This is a genomic window from Comamonas sp. Tr-654 (assembly GCF_011752915.1).
Classification (GTDB): Bacteria; Pseudomonadota; Gammaproteobacteria; order Burkholderiales; family Burkholderiaceae_C; genus Comamonas.
Window position 1 is genome coordinate 1,207,813 of the sequence record NZ_VWWQ01000001.1, and the last position, 16,868, is coordinate 1,224,680.

Annotated in this window: 13 protein-coding genes and 3 tRNA genes; 5 read left to right on the forward strand and 11 right to left on the reverse strand. The window is 61.1% G+C overall.

The genetic code is table 11. The features are described from left to right. Positions 1-3 precede the first annotated feature (3 nt). The 10 genes from F3J24_RS05545 to rpsB all read right to left on the reverse strand — a co-directional run bounded on the left by F3J24_RS05545 (position 4) and on the right by rpsB (position 10,307). A complete protein-coding gene (locus F3J24_RS05545; protein ID WP_003053423.1) occupies positions 4-510 on the reverse strand; it encodes an OmpH family outer membrane protein in 507 nt (168 codons plus the stop codon). Next, complete coding sequence (bamA, locus tag F3J24_RS05550) at positions 510-2,825, reverse strand: outer membrane protein assembly factor BamA (protein ID WP_167003321.1); 2,316 nt, start codon at positions 2,823-2,825, stop codon at positions 510-512. The genes F3J24_RS05545 and bamA overlap by 1 nt, the downstream gene beginning before the upstream one ends. 43 nt (positions 2,826-2,868) lie before the next feature. Then, positions 2,869-4,239, reverse strand: a complete 1,371-nt coding sequence (gene rseP / locus F3J24_RS05555) for an RIP metalloprotease RseP (protein ID WP_167003323.1) — start codon at positions 4,237-4,239, stop codon at positions 2,869-2,871. A gap of 91 nt (positions 4,240-4,330) precedes the next feature. Further along, the gene (ispC, locus tag F3J24_RS05560) at positions 4,331-5,509 is read right to left on the reverse strand and encodes a 1-deoxy-D-xylulose-5-phosphate reductoisomerase (RefSeq protein ID WP_167003325.1); all 1,179 of its coding nucleotides are present in this window, start codon (positions 5,507-5,509) and stop codon (positions 4,331-4,333) included. Beyond that, positions 5,506-6,363, reverse strand: coding sequence for a phosphatidate cytidylyltransferase (locus F3J24_RS05565; protein ID WP_167003327.1), 858 nt, complete (start codon positions 6,361-6,363; stop codon positions 5,506-5,508). The genes ispC and F3J24_RS05565 overlap by 4 nt, the downstream gene beginning before the upstream one ends. Positions 6,364-6,377: 14 nt before the next feature. Next, a complete protein-coding gene (uppS, locus tag F3J24_RS05570) occupies positions 6,378-7,115 on the reverse strand; it encodes a polyprenyl diphosphate synthase (protein WP_167003329.1) in 738 nt (245 codons plus the stop codon). Between the two features lie 23 nt (positions 7,116-7,138). Beyond that, positions 7,139-7,699, reverse strand: a complete 561-nt coding sequence (gene frr, locus F3J24_RS05575) for a ribosome recycling factor (RefSeq protein ID WP_167003331.1) — start codon at positions 7,697-7,699, stop codon at positions 7,139-7,141. A gap of 37 nt (positions 7,700-7,736) precedes the next feature. Continuing rightward, positions 7,737-8,459: a UMP kinase gene (gene pyrH, locus F3J24_RS05580; RefSeq protein WP_003053409.1), complete on the reverse strand. Its 723-nt coding sequence runs from the start codon at positions 8,457-8,459 to the stop codon at positions 7,737-7,739. A gap of 93 nt (positions 8,460-8,552) precedes the next feature. Beyond that, positions 8,553-9,446, reverse strand: coding sequence for a translation elongation factor Ts (gene tsf, locus F3J24_RS05585; protein ID WP_003053404.1), 894 nt, complete (start codon positions 9,444-9,446; stop codon positions 8,553-8,555). A gap of 108 nt (positions 9,447-9,554) precedes the next feature. Beyond that, positions 9,555-10,307 carry a 30S ribosomal protein S2 gene (gene rpsB / locus F3J24_RS05590; protein WP_003067383.1) on the reverse strand — a complete coding sequence of 251 codons (753 nt, stop codon included), beginning with the start codon at positions 10,305-10,307 and terminating at the stop codon, positions 9,555-9,557. 226 nt (positions 10,308-10,533) lie between these two features. On the opposite strand from rpsB, the gene F3J24_RS05595 reads away from it, so the two are divergent. Next, entirely contained in the window at positions 10,534-11,922 is a 1,389-nt protein-coding gene (locus F3J24_RS05595) for an amidase (RefSeq protein WP_167003333.1), read from the forward strand. Positions 11,923-12,019: 97 nt separating this feature from the next. Beyond that, positions 12,020-13,603: an NAD(P)H-hydrate dehydratase gene (locus F3J24_RS05600; protein ID WP_167003335.1), complete on the forward strand. Its 1,584-nt coding sequence runs from the start codon at positions 12,020-12,022 to the stop codon at positions 13,601-13,603. A 63-nt stretch (positions 13,604-13,666) separates the two neighbouring features. Here F3J24_RS05600 and rnr read toward each other — a convergent pair whose 3' ends face one another. Then, positions 13,667-16,288 carry a ribonuclease R gene (gene rnr, locus F3J24_RS05605; protein ID WP_167003337.1) on the reverse strand — a complete coding sequence of 874 codons (2,622 nt, stop codon included), beginning with the start codon at positions 16,286-16,288 and terminating at the stop codon, positions 13,667-13,669. 34 nt (positions 16,289-16,322) lie between these two features. On the opposite strand from rnr, the gene F3J24_RS05610 reads away from it, so the two are divergent. The 3 genes from F3J24_RS05610 (at position 16,323) to F3J24_RS05620 (ending at position 16,863) form a co-directional block, all read left to right on the forward strand. Next, a tRNA-Leu gene (locus F3J24_RS05610) sits at positions 16,323-16,407 on the forward strand. A 144-nt stretch (positions 16,408-16,551) separates the two neighbouring features. Further along, positions 16,552-16,636: transfer RNA gene (locus F3J24_RS05615), tRNA-Leu, on the forward strand. Positions 16,637-16,778: 142 nt separating this feature from the next. Continuing rightward, positions 16,779-16,863 (forward strand) — tRNA-Leu (locus F3J24_RS05620). Positions 16,864-16,868 lie beyond the last annotated feature (5 nt).

Sequence of the window (16,868 nt, forward strand, 5' to 3'; positions counted from 1 at the left end):
GGATTACTTTGCGCCGTTCAGGGCCTTGATGACCTTGTCGGTGATATCGAACTTGGGGTTGATATACACGGCTTCTTGCAAAATGACGTCGTACTTTTCAGCCTCGGCCACTTGCTTGACAACCTTGTTGGCACGGTCGAGCACCGTGGCCAGCTCTTCGTTCTTGCGGGCGTTCAGGTCTTCCTGGAATTCGCGGCGCTTGCGCTGGAATTCACGGTCCTGATCCACCAGCTGACGCTGGCGCGAAGCGCGCTGGCTCTCGGACATGGTGGTGGCTTCACGCTCGAACTTGTCCGAAGCAGTCTTCAAGGAATTGCCCTGATCGACCAAATCCTTTTCACGCTTAGAAAACTCCTGCTCAAGCTTGGCTTGGGCAGCCTTGGCAGCGGATGCCTCACGGAAGATGCGATCCGTGTTCACAAAACCTGCCTTGAATTCCTGTGCATGCGCAGAGACGGCCATGGCGCCAAGCAGCACAGCCAGAGAAAGATGGCTAGAGAGAGATTTCATTAGAAAGATGTTCCGATTTGGAATTGCAGTTTCTGGATTCTATCGCCGGTTTCCTTACGGATTGGCTGAGCATACGCCAAACGCAGAGGACCCAGCGGCGAAATCCAGCTGATACCGATACCGGTGGAAGCACGCAGGGTCCCCAAATCCATGCTTTCACCTTCCGCCCACACATTACCCACGTCCACGAAGCCGAACAGACGCAGGGTTCTGTCGTTGCCCGCTCCGGGGAATGGAACCATGAATTCGCCATTCAAGGTCAGCTTGCGGGTACCGCCCAGGGCCAGATTGGTGTTCACGGAATCGTGCTTGCCCAGAGAGCCTTGCTCGAAACCGCGCACCGAGCCCAGACCGCCCGAGTAGAAGTTCTTGAAGATGGGATAGGGATTGCCGCCCAGGCCCTTGCCCCAGCCCAGCTCGCCGTTCAGGGCGATCGTGTACTTCTTGTTCAGCGGGATATATTGCTGAATCTGGTAGTTGGCCTTCGCATAGCGCATATCGCTCATGAACGAGGCTTCCAGATTCACGCGTTGATAGCGGCCGGCATTCGGAGCCAGCGCACTGTCGCGATTATCGCGAGACCAGCCCAGCGTCAGGGGAATACCGGTCTTGGAGCAGCCGACATTCGCACCGACAGCGCCGCCGCAATATTCGTTGTAGACCTCGGGCATGTAGGTGCCCGGCTTGATTTCATTGCCTTCGACACCGGCACCGAAGAAGATGGTGTCCACTTCGCTGAAGGGCACGCCGAAACGCACGCTGGCACCCTTGGTGATGATCTTGTAGGCGCCATCGTCGTAGTAGGGACGGATGGTGCGGTAGTACAGGTCATAGGTGCGCGAAATACCCGTATCCGTGAAATAGGGATTCGTGGTCGACACCACCATGGTGCGGTTGTACTTGCTGGTGTTGATGTCTAGGCCCAGATAGTTGCCCGAGCCGAAAACGTTTTCCTGCTTGATACCGAAGGACAGCGAGACCTTTTCAGCGCTGGAGAAACCGGCACCCAGCTGGATCGAGCCCGTGGGCTTTTCCACCACGTTGATCATCAGATCGACTTGGTCGGGAGAGCCCGGCACTTCCTGGGTTTCGATCTCAACCTGGGTGAAGAAGCCCAGACGGTCGACACGGTCGCGCGACAGCTTGATCTTCTGGCCGTCATACCAGGAGGCTTCGAACTGGCGGAACTCGCGGCGAATCACTTCGTCGCGGGTCTTGTTGTTACCACTGACGCTGATGCGACGGATATAGGCACGGCGCGCAGGCTGGGCCTGCAGCACCAGGGACACACGGTTGTTGGTGCGGTCGATTTCTGGCACCGCTTCCACCTTGGCGAAAGCAAAACCGAAATTGCTGTAATAGTCGGTAAAAGCCTTGATAGTCTCGGAAACCTGGTCGGCGTTATAGGGCTCACCGGGCTTGATCTTGACCAGCGACTTGAACTCGTCGTCGCGATCCAGGTAGTTGCCTTCGAGCTTCACGCCCGAGACCACATACTGGTTGCCTTCGTGAATGTTCACGGTCAGGCCGATGCTCTGCTTGTCGGGAGAAATGGCGACCTGCGTGGACTCCACGCGGAACTCCAGATAGCCGCGCTGCAGATAGTAGGAGCGCAGCGACTCCAGATCGGCATTGAGCTTGTTGCGCGCGTAGCGGTCGGACTTGGTGTACCAGCTCATCCAGTTGCCCGTGTCCTGGTCGAACAGGTCCTTGAGCGTGGATTCCTTGAAGGCCTTGTTGCCCACAATGTGGATTTCGTTGATCTTCGCGGGCTCGCCTTCCGAGACGGTGAAGGTCAGGTTCACACGGTTGCGCTCGATAGGCGTCACCGTGGTCACAACCTCCGCGCCGTAAAGGCTGCGGTTGATGTACTGGCGCTTGAGCTCCTGCTCGGCGCGGTCGGCCAAGGCCTTGTCGAAGGGACGGCCGTCGGCCAGCCCCACATCGCGCATGGCCTTGAGCAAGGTGTCCTTGTCGAACTCCTTGGTGCCGGCAAAGTTCACCTCGGCAATGGTGGGACGCTCTTCCACGACCACCACCAGCACATTGCCATTGGCTTCCAGACGCACGTCCTTGAACAGACCCAGTGCAAACAGCGAACGGATGGCCGCTGCGCCCTTCTCGTCGTTGTAGTCGTCACCCACGCGCAAAGGCATGGAAGCGAACACCGTACCGGGCTCCACTCGCTGCAAACCCTCGACGCGGATATCTTGAACCTTGAAGGGCTCCAGCGCCCATGCCGCTTGCGCAGCTAAAACCATAGCAGCCAGGGCAGTTGCAGAGCGCACGCCCAAGCGATTGAAATGTTTTTTCATGAGTGGAAATCGCCGCGAATGCGGCCTACCGTAGCGATAAAAATTAGCCCCAGAGCCGGTTGATATCGTTGAAAAAGGCGACTGACATCATCAGCAGTATGACTGCGATGCCTGCACGCTGCAGTCTTTCAGCCCAGACATCAGAGACACTACGTCCCGTCAGACCTTCCCAAAGATAATACATCAGGTGCCCACCGTCCAGAACGGGCAATGGTAGCAGGTTGAGAACGCCCAGGCTGATGCTGATCAAGGCGAGAAACGACAGGTATTGCACCAGCCCCATGCTGGCTGACTTGCCCGCATAATCGGCGATCGTCAAAGGGCCGCTGATATTTTTGAGCGAGGCTTGGCCGATCAGCATGCGCCCCATCATGCGCAGCGTCATGGAGGACAGCTCCCAGGTCTTGTGCACACCGGCACTCAGGCCATCGAGAAAGCCGCGACGCACCAGCACCATTTCCGGCTGGCTGCCGATGAAGGCATTCACGCGTGCCGCAGGCGCCTGACCATCCTTGCCAGGAAGTATTTCCGGCTGCACCTGCAGATTCCGACGCTGGCCTGCGCGCTCCACAACCCATGCCTGAGGCTGCACCTGGCCGGACTGCCCCGAGGCGCGAATCAGGGCACGCGCCTGCGCGCCATCCTGGACTGCCTGAGCATTGATGCTGAGCAGCACATCGCCTTTTTGCAGGCCCGCCTTGTCTGCCGGGCCGCCTGCAACAATCTCGTCAATGACTGCACGACTCCAGGCTCCCTGCAGCCCTACCTTGTCAAAGAAAGCTGCATCTGGTTCCTTTTGTTGCAAAGAAGCGAGGTCCAGCGGCACGATGCGCGCTGCGCCATGCGCCTGTTCAGCCACTTCCAGCTGCAGGGACTCACCTTCAATGGCCGCCGTGGTCACCAGCCAGCGCAAATCACCCAGGGCACGCACAGGCTGCCACTCCTGGCCTCCCACGGAGGCACGCTGCACCCAGTCGCCACTTTGAATACCGGCTTGCTGCAGCAAGCTGCCGGCCGCGGGCGCGGCAAGCCGGGCTGCAGGCTCATTCGTTCCCACCCAGTTGACCACGGTCAGCAGCGCCACGGCCAGCACCAGATTGGCTGCCGGCCCTGCCGCAACAATGGCTGCGCGTGAATGCAGGGGCTGGTTGTTGAAGGCCAGATGCTTTTCCTCGGGCCTGACCACGCCCTCGCGCTCGTCAAGCATGCGCACATAGCCGCCCAGAGGCAGCGCCGCGATCACATACTCGGTGCCCGACTTCTTGCCGACCCAGCGCAACAGCGGCTTGCCAAAGCCCACGGAGTAACGCAGCACCTTGACGCCACAGGCCACGGCAACGCGATAGTGACCCCACTCATGCACCGCAATCAGAACGCCGAGCGCCACGATGAAAGCCACAACTGTCAGCAACACCTGAAACTCCTTTTTGCCAATCGATGCTTGGAGTGTGCGCCAGGCCGCAAGTTCAACCGCCGCCGTGCAAGCACCCGCACTTCGCGCCCGTTCAGCGCGCCCACTGGCCGGCTATGGCGGCCGCGCTCTCGCGTGCTCGCGCATCGAGAGCCATCAGATCTCCAAGACTGCTCACGGCGCCCGGTTGCACGGATTCCAGCGTCTGCAGGTTGACGGCATGAATGCGGTCGAACGACAGGCGCCGCTCCAGGAAAGCGGCGACCGCCACTTCGTTCGCGGCGTTGAGCACCGTGGTCGTACCTTCGGGCGCGCGCAGCGCCTGCCAGGACAGATGCAGGCCGGGAAAGCGATGCGCATCCGCCTCCTCGAAGGTCAGCGCCGCGAGCTTGGCAAAATCCAGCACCGGCGCGCCGCTCTCGATGCGCTCGGGCCAGGCCAGACCGCAAGCAATCGGCACCCGCATATCGGGCGTTCCCAGCTGAGCGATCACCGACGAATCCTTGAACTGCACCATGGAGTGCACGATCTGCTGCGGATGAATCACCACCTTGATCTTCTCTGGCGCCATATCGAACAGCCAGCGCGCCTCGATCACCTCCAGCGCCTTGTTCATCATGGTGGCGGAGTCCACCGAGATCTTGCGCCCCATGGAGAAGTTGGGATGCGAGCAGGCCTGCTCGGGAGTGATTTCGGACAGTGTCGCCGGATCGCGTTGCCGGAACGGACCGCCCGAGGCCGTCAGCAGCAAGGAGTCGACGCGTTCGACCCAGGTGCCACTGTCTTCGGGCAGGCACTGGAAGATGGCGGAGTGCTCGCTATCGATGGGCAGCAAGGTGGCGCCATGACGCTTGACGGTGTCCATGAACAGCGCACCGCCCACCACCAGGGCTTCCTTGTTGGCCAGCAGCAGGCGCTTGCCCGCCCTGGCCGCCGCCAGACAGGGCGCCAGCCCGGCCGCACCGACAATCGCCCCCATGACCGCATCGACATCAGAATGCGAAGCTATCACTTCAAGAGCATCTCGCTCTTGAAGGACCTTCGTCTGGAGTCCGTGCAGCTTGATCTGCTCAGCCAATTGCTGTGCATGGGGCGCACTGGCCATCACCGCGAACTGCGGCTTGAACTGCGCACATTGTCTAAGCATCAGATCCACTTGCGTGGCTGCACTCAGCGCGAAAATTTCGTATTGATCAGGGTGGCGCGCCACCACATCCAGGGTATTGGTTCCGATGGAACCGGTAGAACCCAGAACCGTGATTTTCTGCTTCATGGATGCACAAAGGATGAGAGCATCATCGCCAACGGCAGTGTGGGCAGGAGGGCATCAATGCGATCCAGGACACCACCATGGCCGGGCAGCAAGCCGCTGCTGTCCTTGACACCGACGCTGCGCTTGATGAGGGATTCGACCAGGTCGCCCACCACACTCATCGCAGCCATAAACACCGCAGCCAGCAACAGGAACCAGAGCCCTCGTGACTGCAGCACCGAATAAAAACTGGGAACACTGGCGCCGTAATGGCGATCTGCCCAGCTCCAGACCAGAGCCAGAACAACCACTCCCAGCATGCCCCCCCAGACACCTTCCCAGCTCTTGCCGGGACTGATGGAAGGAGCCAACTTGTTCCTGGTGAACTTCAGGCCGAAAGTGCGGCCTGCAAAATAGGCAAAGACATCGGCCACCCAGACCAGCACCAGGACCGAGAGCAGGAAATTGATGCCGATATTGCGCGCCTGCACCACGGCCAGCCAGGCCAGCCACAATGCCAGCACGCCGCCAACCAGACGGACAGCAGCCGGAATATGCGGCCAGCCCGTCACGCCAGCGCGCAGCAGCAGCACACCCCCCAGCACCCAGAGGGAGCCCGCAAGCAGCCACACCGTGGACAGAGGCTGCTCAACCCAGCCGGCCCACCAGGAGCCCGCGCATAGCGTCGTACAGACAGCCCCCAGACCCAGCGAGCCTGCCTGTCCGAAGCCGTTGAGACGCCCCCACTCCCAGGCACCAGCCGCCATGAACAACAGCATCAGTGCCGAAAAGGGCACGGTGCTGGCCGTATAAAACAATGCCGGCAGCAAAATGGCCAGCAAAATCAAGGCGGTGATGACGCGCTGCTTGAGCATGGCACCTCTTATGGTTATGCCGTCAGGGTGACGGCAGATGATGGTTGAATCTGCTCTGAAGTCTGGCCGAAGCGGCGCTCCCGACCGCCAAACACGGCAATGGCCTCGTCAAGAGCGGCCTCGTCGAAATCAGGCCACAGGGCATTGCTGAAGAACAGCTCGCTGTAGGCAGCCTGCCAAAGCAGAAAATTGCTGATGCGGGTTTCGCCGCCAGTGCGGATCATCAGGTCAGGGTCTGGCACATGCGCCAGGGCCATGGCCTTGTCGAGATTCTCCGGGCTCAGCTCCAGACCCTGGGCCACCAGCTTCTGCGCTGCTTGCGCGATATCCCAGCGGCCACCATAGTTGAAGCAGACATTGAGAACCAGGCGCGTGTTGTGCGCAGTGATGCGCTCGGCCTCGGCTAGGCCCTCCCGGACCTTGTCGCTCAGACCTTGACGGTCTCCGACAAAGTACAGTCGCACGCCGTCGCGGCTGAGTTGCGCAACTTCCTTGGCCAGCGCATTGGCCAGCAGGCTCATGAGGCCTGAAACCTCTTCCTGAGGCCTGCTCCAGTTCTCGGAGGAAAACGCAAATACCGTGAGCACCTGCACACCGCGTTCGACGCAGGCGCGAGCGCAGCGGCGCAGGGACTCCACGCCCTGCTTGTGACCTGCAAGACGTGGAAGCAGACGGCGCTTGGCCCACCGCCCGTTGCCGTCCATGATGACGGCGATATGGCGCGGAACCGCGCCGTTTTTCTTGGATGTCAAAAGTGCAGGTCCTTCGGGAAGACTCAGACCGCCATGATGTCCTGTTCCTTGGCCGACACCAGCGTGTCGACCTCGGCAATGTGCTTGTCGGTGATCTTCTGGATTTCGGCTTCGGAACGCTTCTGATCGTCTTCAGAGGCCTCTTTGTCCTTGACCAGCTTCTTTACGCTTTCATTGGCATCGCGGCGCAGGTTGCGGATGGCGATCTTGCCGTTCTCACCTTCGTTACGCGCGAGCTTGGTCATTTCCTTGCGGCGCTCTTCGCTCATGGGAGGCATGGGCACGCGGATCAGGTCGCCCATGGAGGCTGGGTTCAGACCCAGATCGCTTTCGCGAATGGCCTTTTCAACCTTGGCAGCCATGTTCTTTTCCCAGGGCTGCACGCTGATGGTGCGGGAATCCAGCAGGGACACATTGGCCACCTGGGACAGAGGCACCATGGAGCCGTAGTACTCGACGTGAATGGCATCCAGCAGTGCGGGATTTGCACGGCCGGTGCGCACGCGCGCCAGGTTGTTCTTCAAAGCCTCGATGGACTGGCCCATCTTGGTTTCGGTGTTCTTTTTGATTTCAGCGATCGTCATGTTCTTGTTCCTTTGCGAGCATTGGGCGGCAAAACGCTCAAGCGTACACCAGAGTGCCTTCGTCTTCACCCATGACCACGCGCTTGAGTGCGCCGGGCTTGACGATGGAGAACACGCGGATCGGCAGCTTCTGGTCGCGGCACAGCGCGAAAGCCGTGGCATCCATGATGCCCAGGTTACGCGAGATGGCTTCATCGAAAGCCAGCTTGTCGTAGCGCGTGGCCGAGGGATCCTTGACCGGGTCGGCCGTGTACACGCCGTCCACCTTGGTAGCCTTGAGCACGACTTCGGCGCCGATTTCAGCACCACGCAGCGCAGCTGCGGTGTCGGTGGTGAAGAAGGGGTTGCCCGTGCCGGCAGCGAACACCACGACCTTGCCCTCTTCGAGGTACTGCAGCGCCTTGGGGCGCACATAGGGCTCCACCACCTGCTCGATACCGATGGCCGACATCACGCGCGCCGTCAGGCCCTGCTTGTCCATGGCGTCGGCCAGGGCCAGGGCATTCATCACCGTGGCCAGCATGCCCATATAGTCGGCAGTCGCACGATCCATGCCGACCGAGCCACCTGCCACGCCACGGAAGATATTGCCACCGCCGATCACCACGGCAACCTGCACACCCACCTTGGTCACTTCCACGATCTCGGCCACCATGCGCTCAATGGTTGCACGGTTGATGCCGAACTGGTCATCCCCCATTAACGCCTCCCCCGACAGCTTGAGCAAGATGCGCTTGTGGGCTGGAATGGCGTTGGACATGGTGTTTCTCCGGTGGAAGTTGAATAAGTATGAAAACGGGAGGGGAATAAATCAATCGCGGCTCTAGGCCGCGATTGTTGCTAAGGCTTAGGTTTAAGCACCAGCCTTGGCTGCTGCCACCTGGGCAGCCACTTCAGCGGCAAAGTCATCGGTCTTCTTCTCGATGCCTTCACCCACGACAAACATCGTGAACGCCTTCACATTGGTATTGGCAGCCTTGAGCATCTGGGCCACGGTTTGCTTGCCATCGGCAGCCTTCACGAAGACCTGGTCGGCCAGGGACACTTCCTTCAGGTACTTCTGCACGGAACCTTCCACCATCTTGGCGACGATGTCGGCGGGCTTGCCGGATTCGGCAGCCTTGCCTTCGGCCACGGCGCGTTCCTTGGCGATCAGCTCGGCAGGCACGTCAGCGGAAGTCAGGGCCACGGGCTTCATGGCAGCCACATGCATGGCCACGTCCTTGGCAGCAGCAGCGTCGCCGTCGAACTCGACCACCACGCCGATGCGGGTGCCGTGCACGTAGGCAGCCAAGCCAGCGCCGTTGAAAGCCTTGAAGCGGCGGAAAGACATGTTCTCGCCGATCTTGCCGATCAGGCCCTTGCGCACATCTTCCAGAGTGGGGCCGTAGCCGTCTTGTTCGTAGGCCAGGGCGCCCAGGGCGTCCAGGTCAGCGGGGTTGTGCTCGGCGACCAGCTTGGCAGCGGCGTTGGCCATGGCCAAGAAGCTGTCGTTCTTGGACACGAAGTCGGTTTCGCTGTTCACTTCGATCAGGCCGCCCTTGCCGCCTTCGATGAAAGCAGCCACAACGCCTTCAGCAGTCACGCGGGAAGCGGCCTTGCCAGCCTTGGTACCCAGCTTGACGCGCAGCAGCTCTTCAGCCTTGGCCATATCGCCATCAGCTTCGGTCAGAGCCTTCTTGCATTCCATCATGGGAGCGTCGGTCTTGGCGCGCAGTTCGGCGACCATACTTGCAGTAATTGCCATCGTATTTCTCCAGTATCAGTTCGATTCGTTACAGGATTCCGGCTAAAAAAACGGGGCTACCTAGAGCCCCGCTTTTTCTCGCGATGCGGTCGCGCAGCCGGACTTCGCTTAGGCGGCGGATTCTTCCACTTCCACGAACTCGTCGCCGTTCTCACCGGCAGCAGCCTTCACCACGTCGTTCAGACGGGCTTCGCGGCCTTCCAGGATAGCGTCGGCGATGCCTTGGGCGTACAGCTGCACAGCCTTGGCGGAGTCGTCGTTACCAGGGATCACATAGTCGATGCCATCGGGGTTGTGGTTGGTGTCAACCACGCCGATCAGAGGAATGCCCAGCTTCTTGGCTTCAGCGATAGCGATCTTGTGGAAGCCCACGTCGATCACGAAAATGGCGTCGGGCAGGCCGTTCATGTCCTGAATGCCGCCGATGTCCTTTTCCAGCTTTTCCAGTTCGCGAACGAACATCAGCTGTTCCTTCTTGGACATGGATTCCAGACCAGCTTCTTGCTGAGCCTTCATGTCCTTCAGACGCTTGATGGAGGTCTTGACGGTCTTGAAGTTGGTCAGCATGCCGCCCAGCCAGCGCTGGTCAACGAAGGGCACGCCTGCGCGCTTGGCTTCTTCGGCCACCAGCTCGCGGGCTTGACGCTTTGTACCCACCATCAGGATGGTGCCGCCGTTAGCAGTCAGCTGCTTGGCGAACTTCTGGGCTTCCTGGAACATCGGCAGGGACTTTTCCAGGTTGATGATGTGGATCTTGTTACGGGCACCGAAGATGAACGGAGCCATCTTGGGATTCCAGAAACGAGTTTGGTGACCGAAGTGGACGCCGGCTTCCAGCATCTCGCGCATTGTTACTGCCATGTTAATTACCTCAAAGGTTGGGTCTAAAATCCGGCCCAACGATTGCAGCCGCCTTGAAAAAGCGATCGCAACACCTTGGATAGGCCGGTTTGCTATTTGCCTTGCCGACTTGAAAGCAGGTGCTGCAAGGTGCAAAAACGCCATCGCATCAACTACTTTCAGAGCTTTTCAAGTCAATCCTCACGGACTAACCCTTAGCAAAGCCGCAAAATTTTAGCACATCGCCATGCAACTCGACCTCAGTCACCTCACTCTTGAGATCCGCGAAGGCCGCCAGAGCGCCGCAAACCTCATGCAAATGAGCATTGCTGCCGCGCAAAGTCCCTTGTGCGCCAACGTTTTCAGCCAGACTTTCTTTGACGAGGCACGCTGGGCCGCCGCAGAAACACCAACGACTGCCCCCCTGGCCGGCCTGGCCATCTCGGTCAAGGATTTGTTTGACACCCAAGGCGCGCGCAGTGCCGCCAGCTCCCTGGTGTTGCAGGATGCTCCTGTCGCGCAGGCAGACGCCACGGCCGTCGCCCGCCTGCGCGCGGCAGGTGCCGCCATCATCGGCCGCACCCATATGGTCGAGTTCGCTTTTTCCGGCGTGGGTGTGAACCCGCATTTCGGCACCCCTGCCGCGCTGGATGCCCGCCACCCCGCCAATCCTCAGCTGGCGCCCACATGGCCGGCCCGCATTCCAGGTGGCTCCTCCTCAGGAGCAGCCGTATCCGTTGCCAGCGGCGCCGCCTGGGCGGCTCTGGGCTCGGACACCGGGGGCTCCATCCGCATTCCCGCTGCACTCAATGGACTGGTGGGCTTCAAAAGCACGGCCAGGCTGGTGCCCACCGAAGGAACCGTGCCACTCTCGCCCACACTGGACACTGCCTGCGCCATTACGCGCAGCGTGCGCGATGCCGTGCTGCTGCACGAGATTCTGGCCGAGCGCAAAGTCGTCAAGGACGAACGCAGCCTGAGCCAGTGGCGTCTGGCAGTGCCCCGCCCCCTGTTTTTCGAACAGATCGAACCCGCCGTGCGCAGCGCCTTCGAACGCAGCATCGCCAAGCTGCAAGCCGGCGGCGCGCAGATCGAATGGATTGACCTGCCCGAGCTCGAAGAGCTGGACGGCATCAACACCATCGGCGGCTTCTCCCCCACCGAAAGCTATGCCTGGCACCGGCACCATCTGCAGGATCCCGCCAAGGCTGCGCTCTACGATCCCCGGGTGCGCTCGCGCATAGAGCGCGGCGCGAGCATGAGCGCTGCCGACTATCTGGATCTGCTGGCCGCGCGCAAGCGCTGGATTGCCAGGATGGAGAACGCCATTGCCGGCTATGACGCCCTGCTCTCGCCGACCACGCCAATCACCGCTCCCACCATTGCATCCGTCGCCCCAGCCAACGGCTTCGATGCCGCGGCCGACCTCAGACATGACGAAGAATTCTTCCGCGTCAACGGACTGCTGCTGCGCAATACCAGCGTGGTCAATATGCTGGATGGCTGCGCGCTGTCACTGCCGTGCCACAACCCGAACGAACTCCCCATGGGCCTGATGATCTGGCATGCCGCCCTGCATGACGACGCCATCCTGAATATCAGCGCGGGCATAGAAGCCGGGCTCAATCACGTCTGACTTCCATTTTTGTAGCTACAACCGCCTATGGTCATTGAGCTACATGGCAAAAATCATCAAAATCCACAAATGCGCAGCCTGAGGCTATCCTCGGACCATGCTGCGCATTTCTCCAACCGACACCCCGCCCGCCTCCATGGCAGCCGGCCAGGGCTGGCCGCTATTCAGTACCGTCGCCACGCGCCAGATTGAGCAGGATTGCGCCAGACGCCTGCCTCCCCACCAGCTGATGGAGCGTGCAGGCCTTGCCGTCGCAAAACTGGCGCTGGCAATAGCCCCACACGCACAACGCATCTGGATCGCCTGCGGCCCGGGCAACAACGGCGGCGACGGCTTTGAGGCAGCAGCGCAGCTCAGAACCATACTGCCCCACGCGCGGATCATGGTCAGCGAAGTACACGCACCTGCCGAACTGCCATCCGACACACAGATATCCCGGGACAAGGCCAGGCAGGCTGGCGTGCAGTGGCTGCATGACGCCCCCGTCGACCTGGGACCACAAGACCTGTGCATCGATGCACTGCTGGGCATAGGACTGAGCCCGCGCCCCTCTGACAAGGCCTCGACTGCGGAGCTGCGCCTGCTGCAACTGCTGGCCCAGGTTCGGCAGTGCGCCTGCACCGTACTCTGTGTCGACCTTGCCTCCGGTCTCGATGCCGACACCGGTCAGTATCTGAGGGAGTTCGCGCCCGGCCATATCGCCGCCAGGCAACCGCGCCACACGCTTGCCTTGCTGACCCTGCAGCCCGGCCTGTTCACCGGCCAGGGCCGCGATGCCTGTGGACAGATCTGGTGGGACGACCTGGGCTGCGGCATTGCCGGCACTCCCGAGATGACCAATCCCGCTGCAGCGCGGCCCACGGCGCATCTGAACACCTCCTCCTCCGCTTCCTCGAGTGCACGCCCGCACGCCAGTCACAAAGGCAGTTTTGGCGACGTGGCCGTGCTCGGGGGCGAAGGCCTGGGCTTGCGCGGCCTGTCGATGACGGGCGCGGCCTGGCTGGCGGCACTCGCCGCACTGCACGCCGGAGCCGGCCGCGTCATGCTGGCCCTGCTGGATGAAGCACTGCCGCATGGCATTGCCCTCTGGCCAGAAATCATGCTGCGCCGGCCTGAAGCCCAGGACTGGGGCCAGGCCACCGTGGTCTGCGGCTGCGGTGGCGGCGAAGCCGTGCAGGCCTGGCTGCCCCACATACTGAGCCAGGCGCCGCAGCTGGTGCTCGATGCCGATGCCCTCAACGCCGTTGCCGCCAACCCCACGCTGGCACAGCAGCTGGGCCTGCGCGCCGCGCGCCAGCAAGGCACGGTTCTGACACCCCACCCACTGGAAGCCGCGCGCCTGCTGCAGACCAGTACCGCCCAAGTGCAAGCCGACCGCCTGCAGTCCTGCCTGCAACTGGCCCGCAAATTTCAGTGCACGGTGCTGCTAAAGGGCTCGGGCACGGTTGTTGCCAACCCGCAGCAGCAAGTCTGGATCAATGCCAGCGGCAATGCCCGCCTGGCCACCGGCGGCACGGGCGATGTGCTGGCCGGGCTGATCGCCGCGCTATGGGCACAGGGTTGCAGCGCCGATATGGCAGCCATAGAGGGGGCCTTGCGCCACGGCCAGCTCGCAGATCGCTGGCCCGCAGACCGCCCGTTCAGCGCCAGTGCCCTGGCAATGCACCTGGGCGAGCAGTAAGCAGCGCAAGAAAAAAGCCTTACCGGTATCCGGCAAGGCCTTCAGTGCTTCGCAAGCGAACAATCAGCGTTCGGTCTTGCGCTTGCTGGTTTTGCTTGCCGGCGCGGCCTTGGCACGCGCCACGGGCTTGGCTGCGGCCTTTGGAGCCTTGGGCGCCGATTTCGCCACAGACTTCGCCGCCACCTTGGCCGTGGTCTTGGATTCGGGCTTGGCCGCTGTCTTGGCAACGGAGACAGGCTGCGCATCAGGCGCAAGCAAGGCGGCAACCTGCTTCTTGCCTGCCGCCTTGCGCGGCTTGGCAACCACGGCCACAGCGACGGGCTCCGCCACAGGCTCGGGCTTGGGAGCCTGCACGTATTCCGCCTCCAGCGCCGCCAGATTCACGCTTTTCAGCATGACCTTCTTGGCTGCCTTACGACCTTGCCTGGAGCGATCGAGCTCCGGCGCTGCAGCAGGCCCTGCAGCAGCATTGCGCTGCGCACGATTGGCCTTGGCGTCACGACGACTCCACTTGTCGGAATAGCCTCCCGCACTGCGCTCGTCACGCGAATCACGGGCATCACGGCGCCCACGCCCCTCATCCTTGGCCTGACCGCGGCCGCTGCGGGGCGACTGCACCAGACCGTCCTCGCCATCGCGCACCAGGCGGAAGTCGATGCGACGCCCATCCAGATCCACGCGACTGACTTGCACGCGCACTCGTGCACCGATTCCATAGCGAACACCCGAGCGCTCGCCGCGCAGCTCCTGCCGGGCTTCGTCGAAGCGGAAGTAATCGCCGCCCAGTTCGGTGATATGCACCAGACCTTCTACATACATGGCATCCAGCGTCACAAAGACGCCGAAGGTCGTCACCGAGGACACCGTACCCGCAAACTCCTCGCCCAGATGCTCACGCATGTATTTGCACTTGAGCCAGGCCTCCACATCGCGGCTGGCCTCGTCGGCGCGGCGCTCGTTGGCACTGCAGTGCAAGCCGGCGGCTTCCCAGGCCTGGAACTCCTTGGCCGCCGAACGCTTGCGCGGCTTCTGACCCGGCGCGACCACACGCGAAGCCAGACGCTTGGCCATCTTCGCTTCGGCCTCGCCCGGCGTGGGCAGGCTGGGCAGCTTGTAGTGCGTGCCGTTCAGCTCCGCCTTGATCACGCGGTGCACCAGCAAGTCGGGATAACGGCGAATCGGGCTAGTGAAGTGGGTATAGGCCTCAAAGGCCAAGCCGAAGTGACCCGAGCCCTCCGGCGTGTAAAAGGCCTGCATCATGGAGCGCAGCAGCATGGTGTGAATCTGCTGCGAGTCAGGCCTGTCCTTGGTGGCATTGGCAATCTGCTGGAACTCCTTGGTCGAAGGGTTCTCGCTGATGCTCATGCTCACGCCCATGGCCTTGAGGTAGTTGCGCAGGATTTCCTGCTTCTCCAGCGAAGGCTTGTCGTGCACACGGAACAGCCCCAGCTGCCCGCTCTGGTCGATGAAATCAGCGCTGCAGACATTGGCCGCCAGCATGGCTTCCTCAATCAGCTTGTGCGCATCGTTGCGGGTGCGCGGCACGATCTTCTCAATGCGACCGTTGTCGTCGCAGACGATCTGCGTCTCGGTCGTCTCGAAGTCCACCGCACCACGCGCCTCGCGCGCCTTGAGCAGGGACTGGAAGACACCATACAGATTCAGCAAGTCCTGCACGCGGTCCTTGCGCTTGGCCGCTTCCGGCCCCCGCGTATTGGCCAGGATTGCCGCCACCTCGGTATAAGTGAAGCGCGCATGGCTGTGCATGACTGCCGGGTAGAACTGATATGCATGGATCTCGCCTTGCGCCGTGATCAGCATGTCGCAGACCATGCACAGCCGATCCACGTCAGGATTCAGCGAGCACAGGCCGTTGCTGAGCTTTTCCGGCAGCATGGGAATCACGCGACGCGGGAAGTACACGCTGGTGGCGCGGTCGTAGGCATCGATATCGATGGCGCTGCCCGTGGTCACATAGTGGCTCACGTCAGCAATCGCCACCAGCAGGCGCCAGCCCTTGCTTCGCCCCACCTTGGCAGGCTCGCAATACACGGCATCGTCAAAGTCGCGAGCATCTTCACCGTCGATGGTGACCAGAGGAATATCGGTCAGGTCGATACGGTGCTTGCAGTCTGCGGGGCGGACTTTTTCAGGCAGCGCCTTGGCCTGCTCCAGACAGGCGTCGGAGAAGATATGCGGCACGCCATACTTGCGCACCGCAATCTCGATCTCCATGCCGGGGTCATCCACTTCGCCCAGCACTTCGACGATGCGCCCCACGGGCTGACCAAACAGGGCCGGGGCCTCCGTCAACTCCACCACCACCACCTGCCCCGGCTTGGCAGCACCCGTGGCGTTGGAAGGAATCAGAATGTCCTGGCCGTAGCGTTTGTCTTCAGGCGCCACAAGCCACACACCGCTTTCCTGCAGAAAGCGACCAATGATGGGCTGATCGGGACGCTCCACAATTTCCACCACGCGCCCTTCAGGGCGACCGCGATGATCATGACGGGCAATGCGCACCTGGACTCGGTCCTTGTGCAGCACCGCACGCATTTCATTGGGGGGAAGGTAGATGTCACGCTCACCATCGTCGCGGACGACGAAGCCGTGACCGTCGCGGTGGCCCTGCACTGTGCCCAAAATTTCTTCGTTCATATCGGCAACTTTTGCGCGAGGGTTCATTTTTTTGATATACAATCTATGTCTTTCCTGAGATGCCCAGGTGGCGGAATTGGTAGACGCACTAGTTTCAGGTACTAGCGGGTAACTCCGTGGAGGTTCGAGTCCTCTCCTGGGCACCAAGTTTAACGACAACCTGCAAGGGTTGAAACAAACTTGGAAAACATTCCCCCAAAGGAATGCTTTCAAGCCAAGCGGCATCTTAGAGAATTTGAAGATTCGGGTTGAACGCAAGAAATTGCATTACAATACGAGCTTCCCTGAAAGCCCAGATGGCGGAATTGGTAGACGCACTAGTTTCAGGTACTAGCGGGTAACTCCGTGGAGGTTCGAGTCCTCTTCTGGGCACCAAACACGACAAGCCGCTGCATGCAAATGCAGCGGCTTTTTCGTTTCTGCCCCTCTCGATCGACTGCGCTGAATTTTTTGAAAAACATGCGCAAACCGGCATCTGCGCTAGATCAACTGCTATATAATTCAATCACTCTGAAATGCCCAGGTGGCGGAATTGGTAGACGCACTAGTTTCAGGTACTAGCGGGTAACTCCGTGGAGGTTCGAGTCCTCTCCTGGGCACCAAACAC

Excerpts from the sequence above, each read along its gene's own strand:
- pyrH (WP_003053409.1), bottom strand. The coding sequence starts at position 8,459 with ATGTCCAACGCCATTCCAGCCCACAAGCGCATCTTGCTCAAGCTGTCG.
- ispC (WP_167003325.1), bottom strand. The coding sequence starts at position 5,509 with ATGAAGCAGAAAATCACGGTTCTGGGTTCTACCGGTTCCATCGGAACC.
- bamA (WP_167003321.1), bottom strand. The coding sequence starts at position 2,825 with ATGAAAAAACATTTCAATCGCTTGGGCGTGCGCTCTGCAACTGCCCTG.
- tsf (WP_003053404.1), bottom strand. The coding sequence starts at position 9,446 with ATGGCAATTACTGCAAGTATGGTCGCCGAACTGCGCGCCAAGACCGAC.
- F3J24_RS05565 (WP_167003327.1), bottom strand. The coding sequence starts at position 6,363 with ATGCTCAAGCAGCGCGTCATCACCGCCTTGATTTTGCTGGCCATTTTG.
- rnr (WP_167003337.1), bottom strand. The coding sequence starts at position 16,288 with ATGAACCCTCGCGCAAAAGTTGCCGATATGAACGAAGAAATTTTGGGC.
- frr (WP_167003331.1), bottom strand. The coding sequence starts at position 7,699 with ATGACGATCGCTGAAATCAAAAAGAACACCGAAACCAAGATGGGCCAG.
- F3J24_RS05545 (WP_003053423.1), bottom strand. The coding sequence starts at position 510 with ATGAAATCTCTCTCTAGCCATCTTTCTCTGGCTGTGCTGCTTGGCGCC.
- rpsB (WP_003067383.1), bottom strand. The coding sequence starts at position 10,307 with ATGGCAGTAACAATGCGCGAGATGCTGGAAGCCGGCGTCCACTTCGGT.
- F3J24_RS05600 (WP_167003335.1), top strand. The coding sequence starts at position 12,020 with ATGCTGCGCATTTCTCCAACCGACACCCCGCCCGCCTCCATGGCAGCC.
- F3J24_RS05595 (WP_167003333.1), top strand. The coding sequence starts at position 10,534 with ATGCAACTCGACCTCAGTCACCTCACTCTTGAGATCCGCGAAGGCCGC.